The following is a 7,270-nucleotide window of genomic DNA, read 5'->3' on the forward strand; positions in this document are numbered from 1 at the left end:
CTTTTTGCTGCCAGTTTCTACATAAGGCCTTCTTACTTTAATGGTAGGGTTTGTATATATCTTTAAATCGTTGGATGTTTTTAGGTTTAGATGCTTGCCTTCCTTTTTCTTGGGAGGGCATAGATATTGAGATAGTCAAACCACTATATAGGCTTGAATCATTGATACATATTATTCGAACGTAAACATTCATACCCTGATCAATAACATTAGCTACTAAAGCAGCTAAATCCCTGGGTATGTACCCAATCTTCTTTTTATTATGTGTGAGAAAAATGGCATTAGAGTCATGAATATTATTTTTCTCTCGATTAGTAACCAAAATATCACCCACCTGAAAGTACTGGGATAATATTATTTCACCACAAGCGTACTGAATACCTGACACATGCGATTTAATTTCATAGGGTTTCTTTAAGGTTGAATTAACTCTCTTTTCTCTGTATGTCCAGTCTTCTTGATTAAGATACGTCAATAGTGGACTAGGCATGAGTTCGTCCGTTAGCATCCAGAGTCCTCTCGCCGCCCGCGAAAGTGCTACATATAGGAGGCGCCGCGCGTTATCCATAGTTTCTTCTAATTGAACATTGTCTTTAGCAGCCTGAACTGCTGAATACGGTGGATATTTTCCTTCGACAATCCCAGTAACAATTACAAAAGGAAACTCCAGGCCTTTAACAACATGAGCATGTAATAGGTGTACAGCTTTAGAATTAATGTCTAGCCCCCTATTTTTTTGAAATACATCAGAAGGAACCCCATAACTAGATAAAGCTTGTTGTACCAAGTCTGTTGTTTTTTTATCAGGTGTAATTATCGCAATTTGTCCGGGATTAATATCTTTCTCAATCAATGCCTTAGATAATTCAGCGGCTGCCGATGGATGATTATCTAAAGAGCAATTTAGCCAACATGGCTTTTCACCTGAGAAAATGGTCTGTTCAATGCCATCATTATCTTTTTCAGTGTCACCCGCATTTAACCTCAGTGGTTTTACAGCACGATCAATTTCAGATGTTATTCGATATGACTTCCGAAGAATAAAGCTATTGCCAGGGTGAAATCGGATATTATTCGATATATTGCTCCAAGAAGGCGATTTTAAATAAATCGACTGAGCGGTATCGGCAGTGAAGGTTAGATTTTTAGGATATTTGACTAAGTGCGCCAAAAGGCGAATGGCGGTAACTGATAAATCTTGTAACTCATCAATAAATAGGTAGTCATAACAATTACGGGAAATATCAAGTTGACCTTGATATATCATCCGTTCAACGGTAAGTCGCCTTCCAGCAAAAGTAGACCAGCCACGTCGCGTCATTTCTTTAGACCATAATCTATACAGCCTATGAATCAGTCCCCTCTCCTTGGAGAGTAAGGCAACCTTCCGCCCCTTTCGAGTGAAACTAAGATAGTCCTCCTCCTTTGTTAGACCATTTCCTAATATGATCTGATCAAACTCTTCCAGAATAAAACTACTGCCACGACGCTGCTGAATTGTAGATATATATTTCTCATCCCATCGTTCATCATTAACAGAGCCCATTACTAAATTCAGAACTGCGGCTTGTTCTTTTTCAAAAACAACCTTACTTTCCTTCCCTGCATTTCCCAACAAGCTCATCACCAACGAATCTAATGTGGAAAAGCTAACATCACCTCCAGAAGAATCAATACTAATGGCTTTAAACATAGCCTCTGCAGATTTTGATAGTTGCTTATTAAAGGTTATAAAGCCAGTTTTAATTGAACCATGTTGCAATAGGTCGTCACCAATTCCTTCTTGATAAATACGCTTAATTCTTGCAAGATTAATCAGAGTCTTACCTGTCCCCGGTCCACCACGAATTAACCAAGGCCCGCCATCAAAAGGTTTTTCAACAATACTCTTTTGTTGAGGATCGAGCGAAACAAGAAAGCGATCTAGCGTATGATTGGCGATAGCATCAATATCATTGGATTGATCAAGTGAATATATTTTTCCAATATGATCGGTTGAAGGTGCAGTAAGATAATCCTCGAGCCGCCTCTTCACGGAACTAGGTATACCTTTTCCTTCGAGGGAAGAAAGCCCTTTGACATCTAAGATGAGGGGGTAATATTCTTGAGGGATATCTAACAAGAAGAGATCTGCCTCATCAATAAATATCTCTTCGAGCTCCGCCTGACCATTATCTGGGGTAAATATTAAAGCCTTTTGCATTGCATTTTAGTTAAACGTGCAGTTAAGCTCTCGCTGAAAATCCTGGAAACGGAGCTTAAGCGAAGTGAAGATTTTTAGTCCGTGATAGCGATAGGGCCGGGTGTTTTCTCGAAGCGTCTTTTTGCGTAGAGAAAATACAAGGCATTCCGACATCGCGTCAAGCCATTTGAGGTAACTAAATAAAAACCCCTCTAGGGTTTTTATAAGTGGACGCAGGGCGAATCAGGGCATCGCAGATTTTAATCAGTCCCGTTAAGCTTTTGCCGCGAACTTGGGCTTGGACGCCCAAAATGAGCTTTCGCAAAAGTAGGGACTCCCCGATTTAAATTGTTTTGTCGGTTGCTTGGGCTGGCTAGATCAACCTTAGGCCTACCTTTTCTGAGCGTAGATGTCCCGCTTTAGATGGGAATCCTAAGATCTTCAAAGTAAGAGTGAAAAGACTTATCATTGATAGATGAAAGTTTCAAGATATACGCCACGCGGCTACTGCGTCCTATTTTGAGTAAAAGGGTACATCTATATAAGGAGTATGGCAGAGAAGGCTCTAAGGTGCATTTTTTTGGTAAATAGACCTTCAAACTTGCCCCAGGGTATACATCAAAATAGCGACTCTCCGCTTCTTTATTTGTACTAATCAGTGTAAAATTAGGCTGTCCCGCCTAAGCTGGGACAGCCAGTAATTTCAAGGGGTCTAGATTATCTTAGGCCTGCCTTTTCTGAGCGTAGGTGTCCCGCTTTAGATGGGAATCCCACAATTCGATGTAGAGTGATTTATAAAGGTGTTTCATGCAAAAACAAAGACCAAGAAGAGTTATAACTCAGCCGTATGATTATTCTGTACAGGATTTGGTTACTAAAATTAAAAATGAAGATATTATTATATCCCCTGATTACCAAAGAAACGAAGTTTGGACAGCAAATGATGAGTCTGAAAATAAAAGATCCAGGTTAATTGAATCACTTTTACTTAATATCCCTATTCCTGTAATTTATTTTGCAGAGCAAGAAGAAACTCTCATATATGAAGTGATAGATGGACAGCAGAGATTAAGAACATTTGAAGGTTTTTTTAATGATGAATTTAAGCTTGAAAAATTACATATTAGGTCGGATGTGAATGGCAAGAGATATTCAGAACTTGACCAAAAAGATAAAGATGAAATCAGAAAAAGATCAATAAGAGCAATAGTGATTCTTAATGATTCTGATGAGGAAGTAAAATATGAGGTTTTCGAGCGTTTAAACTTGGGGAGTGTTCAATTAACCCCCCAGGAAATCAGGAATAATACCCTCAGAGGGACATTTAATAATCTTTTAAAAGAATTAGCATGTGAAGACAGTTTCACAAAACTTATTAAATTTAGGCTAAAAATTGACCAAAGCAATATGGCCCATGAAGAATTAGTACTACGTTTTTTTGCTTATCATAGTAGTGGTTTAAAACGATCTGATCAGTTGAGTTACTTCTTAACTAAATACATGAAAGATAATAGAAACATTGGTGATGATGAGGCTTTAGAGCTTAAGATTTTATTTCAAGAAACAATTAAAAAAATCAATAAATTTCTTGGGGATAAAGCTTTTTCAATATTTCAATATAAAACTAACACATGGAATACAACAACAAATAGATCGGTATTTGAGGCGGAAATGTTGGCATTTTCCGAGGTTAAGGAAGAGAGCATAAATATAACCCCAGATAAGTTTGTATCGAAATTGCAAGATCTTATGGTAAATGACGAATTTAAAAAATCATTAGGATCAGGAGGGAGAAAGGTCCAAGAAAGAGTTCAAGCTATACTCGACTTACTGGCGAGCTAATGCTTAATAAGCGTATTGAAAATATAACCTCCATAGTAAACCAATTTACAGGAAGAGATGGTGAGCCTGGTGATCAAAAAGAGATTTATATTTTGAAATCCATGTGGGTAATGATGCTTTCAGAATTTGAAGGAAGTATAAAAGACTTGGTAGAATCATATATTGATAGAGTAAAGAAATTGAATATTGAGCAAATTCATATCTGTTTGTTGCTACAACATTTTCATTCTCAATCTGGAGAGAATATTACAATTAACAATGTAATGTCTGTTTATAAAAGAAATCCAAATGATATAAGTTATCTCAATTTTACTCGTGAAAAAAAGCCTAAATATAAATCTCACTCCGTGCAAAAACTTTTTAATTCTTTAGGTATATTTTTTTCTTCAGAAGAAAATACTTCCTTGAAAAAGCTTGACGGAATCGCATCAACCAGAGACTCAATTGCTCATGGTGATAATAATGTGGAAATAACTAAAAAAGAGTTAGAACAAGAGCTACTCGTAATTGAAAATATATTTAGTATGCTAGAAAGTAAATTAGAAGAGTCTCTTGCAAACGCTGTCAGCCCTCGCTTTCGCTCTCCTTGGCTGGCAACGGAGGAAATAAATAGTTATAAGTCTTGATGTAGCTATCTTGTAAATCGCTATAGCTTATGTCCACTCTATCGGGATCTATATCCGAAGCTTTGAAGTCCACTTCGCTGATAGCCTCCATTGGCGTCATCCCGTCAAGAATTAACTTAGATGCAGTTTTAAGTTTCTCAGCCTTAACACAGTCTTTATCGGTGATTGAGCCTTGACTGTAAATTTCTGCCAGTTTTTTCAGGCTTTTGGAGTAACCCGCTAGTCCTGTGACAAGATAGGTGTTCTGGGCAGGCGCGCCATGCTACCTCACGAAATTCCGGGACTCCTGTCGCCGTAATTCGTTCACCTACGCAGCGAAGAGGAGATGCTCCAGCCGCCCTGCGTCCGCGACAGACTGAGCACAAAGCAGCTCAGTCATGGCTACCACAAATGGCTCTACGGCTATTCGGGATAAAATTTTAGCCACATCCCAGCCCAAGCAAGCGGCAAAAACTTAACGCGACCACTAATGCCTTCGGCGCCCCAGACGTCCTGCGTACGTGCCACTTCGCCATTACCATCGTAAACTCGGTGCTGGCTTCGTAACACTCCCTCAAATGACTGGACGGCGTTTCGGAATGCCTTTTATTTTGTCTACACCTACGCTAGCGCTACGATTTCGACAAAACAACGGCCCTACGCCTTCTGGGGACTACCAGCCCTCGCTTTCGCTCTCCATGGCTGGCAGCGAATGAAAGCCATCATGAATCTTAAAGCATTAAAAAATACTGAAGAATTACAAACATTTTTAGACGGTACGCAAGCGGTTGCATTTAGCGTCCCTGGTGATAAAAAAACGCGCTATGATTTCATCCAATCAACATTAAAGCAGTTTCACTACAGAGCGTTAAATAAACGGCAGAAAGGTATTGTGCGGCGTTTTCTGTTGCAAGTAACAGTATACTCTCGTCAGCAGCTAACTCGTCTCATTCAGCAGTACCTGAATACAGGAGTCATACAACAACGAGGAACAAACAAACCGCCAGGATTCAAACGAAAATATACCGCGATTGATATTGCTTTGCTGGCTGATATGGATGAACGTTACAACACACCTAGCGGCGCTGTTATTAAAAAGCTCTGTGAACGAGCCTATTTAATATTTGATGAAACAGAATATAAAAATATTGCCAATATTTCAGTATCACATCTTTATAATTTAAGGAGTTCAGCGGGGTACCAAAAACAGAGAAGAAACTTTGAAAAAACCAAATCCCGGCAGGTTGCAATCGGTGACAAGCGCAAACCTAACACGACAGGAAAACCGGGTTATATAAGGGTGGATACGGTTCATCAAGGCGATCAGGATGGTATAAAAGGTGTTTACCATATTAATGCCGTTGATGAGGTGACTCAATATCAAGTCGTACTCTCTTGCAGTCGAATTAGCGAACAGTTTTTAATTCCTGTTTTGACAGAAATGCTTGAAATTTTTCCATTTGACATAAGTGGTTTTCATGCGGATAACGGCTCAGAATACATTAATCGCCACGTAGCAGAACTGCTTAATAAACTTAATATTGAATTAACCAAATCGCGCTCAAGGCACAGCAATGACAATGCACTGGCAGAAAGTAAAAATGCTTCGGTTGTACGTAAAACCTTTGGCTATGGCCATATAAAGCAACACTGGGCAGATGAAATTAATGTTTTTAATAGAGATCACCTAATTCCCTTTATTAATTTCCACCGCCCCTGTTACTTTCCAACTATCGTCACTGATGACAAAGGAAAGCAAAGGAAGAAATATCACTATGATATGATGATGACACCTTATGAAAAGCTGAAATCACTGGATAATGCTAAAAACTTCCTAAAAAAATCTCTATCCTTTGAACAGTTAGATATAGTTGCTTATAAGGTGAGTGATAATAAATCAGCTGACCAACTAAATCTCGCTAAAAAGCGATTATTTAAACAAATCAATGAACAGAAAAACGCCTGATTTTTAGGGTTGGATTAAATGCTCTGTTCAGACTCATTTGTTAATTGGAAAATACTGTTTTTTGCCTACCCTTTACCCATCATGTAAAAGTTATGCCCCCTATTTTACCTGCCCTAATGAATACTTGATTTTTGTTCAATCCGCATTTAACAATTACTATTAGTGAGGCTTTATTATCTTGATAACTCACATTAAGACGTATGTATCACACCATGCAGAGATAAATAACCCTGTGACATTACTATGCGTAAATTGTGAGCAACAATTCTTATATCGTAGTTACCCACAAGAACTGTTGATAAAAGTGTGTGCTACTTTTGAGTAACTGACTGAAAGCCACGATACATATAGGATAGGGTTATATTGTATAAAATTTGTACAGGACATTTATTAAGCTACATTTGATTCACAGTTTTACTATGTTCCTAAGTAATGCCAAACATATAACACTATCAAGGTACTGTCACATAAATGGTCGTTTATGTGGTGGTGCTTTTTCCTCATAAATTATTTCGCAACCAGCTGCATTAAGCGCGTCTATTTGTAGTGATGTATCTTGAGATGTTGTTGAAACTCGGACGTAACCTATTTTCATTTGTTTACTTCTTTAACATGGGTTTTATTAACGATAACACATGATATGTTTTTTAACAGCCTTTTTTAACGCTATTTGCG

At 38.3% G+C, this 7,270-nt stretch carries 7 protein-coding genes; 3 read left to right on the forward strand and 4 right to left on the reverse strand.

Translation table 11 applies throughout. From position 1 onward, the window contains the following. Window positions 1-37: 37 nt before the first annotated feature. On the reverse strand, window positions 38-2,203 hold the full coding sequence (locus CDZ78_RS16960; protein ID WP_087871051.1) for an HIRAN domain-containing protein: 2,166 nt from the start codon (window positions 2,201-2,203) through the stop codon (window positions 38-40). Window positions 2,204-2,989: 786 nt separating this feature from the next. Here CDZ78_RS16960 and CDZ78_RS16965 point away from each other — a divergent pair. Together CDZ78_RS16965 and CDZ78_RS16970 are read left to right on the forward strand one after the other, a co-directional pair. Further along, complete coding sequence (locus CDZ78_RS16965; protein ID WP_087871052.1) at window positions 2,990-4,024, forward strand: DUF262 domain-containing protein; 1,035 nt, start codon at window positions 2,990-2,992, stop codon at window positions 4,022-4,024. Then, entirely contained in the window at window positions 4,024-4,650 is a 627-nt protein-coding gene (locus CDZ78_RS16970; RefSeq protein ID WP_167374371.1) for an MAE_28990/MAE_18760 family HEPN-like nuclease, read from the forward strand. Before CDZ78_RS16965 ends, CDZ78_RS16970 begins: the two co-directional genes overlap by 1 nt. Window positions 4,651-4,805: 155 nt before the next feature. Here CDZ78_RS16970 and CDZ78_RS21400 read toward each other — a convergent pair whose 3' ends face one another. Beyond that, window positions 4,806-5,015 (reverse strand): hypothetical protein, encoded by a 210-nt coding sequence (locus CDZ78_RS21400; RefSeq protein ID WP_140414151.1) that lies wholly within the window; start codon window positions 5,013-5,015, stop codon window positions 4,806-4,808. Between the two features lie 37 nt (window positions 5,016-5,052). Next, complete coding sequence (locus CDZ78_RS22280; RefSeq protein ID WP_167374372.1) at window positions 5,053-5,199, reverse strand: hypothetical protein; 147 nt, start codon at window positions 5,197-5,199, stop codon at window positions 5,053-5,055. Between the two features lie 142 nt (window positions 5,200-5,341). On the opposite strand from CDZ78_RS22280, the gene CDZ78_RS16975 reads away from it, so the two are divergent. Next, window positions 5,342-6,595 (forward strand): integrase catalytic domain-containing protein, encoded by a 1,254-nt coding sequence (locus CDZ78_RS16975; RefSeq protein ID WP_087871053.1) that lies wholly within the window; start codon window positions 5,342-5,344, stop codon window positions 6,593-6,595. A gap of 463 nt (window positions 6,596-7,058) precedes the next feature. On the opposite strand, the gene CDZ78_RS16980 is transcribed toward CDZ78_RS16975, so the two are convergent. Beyond that, window positions 7,059-7,190 (reverse strand): recombinase family protein, encoded by a 132-nt coding sequence (locus CDZ78_RS16980; RefSeq protein WP_140414152.1) that lies wholly within the window; start codon window positions 7,188-7,190, stop codon window positions 7,059-7,061. Window positions 7,191-7,270 lie beyond the last annotated feature (80 nt).

It is taken from the genome of Bathymodiolus platifrons methanotrophic gill symbiont (assembly GCF_002189065.1).
In the GTDB taxonomy this organism is placed as follows: domain Bacteria; phylum Pseudomonadota; class Gammaproteobacteria; order Methylococcales; family Methylomonadaceae; genus Methyloprofundus.

Bases quoted from the DNA above. Each gene is read 5' to 3' on its own strand.
- CDZ78_RS16960 (WP_087871051.1), bottom strand. From the start codon at position 2,203: ATGCAAAAGGCTTTAATATTTACCCCAGATAATGGTCAGGCGGAGCTC.
- CDZ78_RS16980 (WP_140414152.1), bottom strand. From the start codon at position 7,190: ATGAAAATAGGTTACGTCCGAGTTTCAACAACATCTCAAGATACATCA.
- CDZ78_RS16965 (WP_087871052.1), top strand. From the start codon at position 2,990: ATGCAAAAACAAAGACCAAGAAGAGTTATAACTCAGCCGTATGATTAT.
- CDZ78_RS16975 (WP_087871053.1), top strand. From the start codon at position 5,342: ATGAAAGCCATCATGAATCTTAAAGCATTAAAAAATACTGAAGAATTA.
- CDZ78_RS16970 (WP_167374371.1), top strand. From the start codon at position 4,024: ATGCTTAATAAGCGTATTGAAAATATAACCTCCATAGTAAACCAATTT.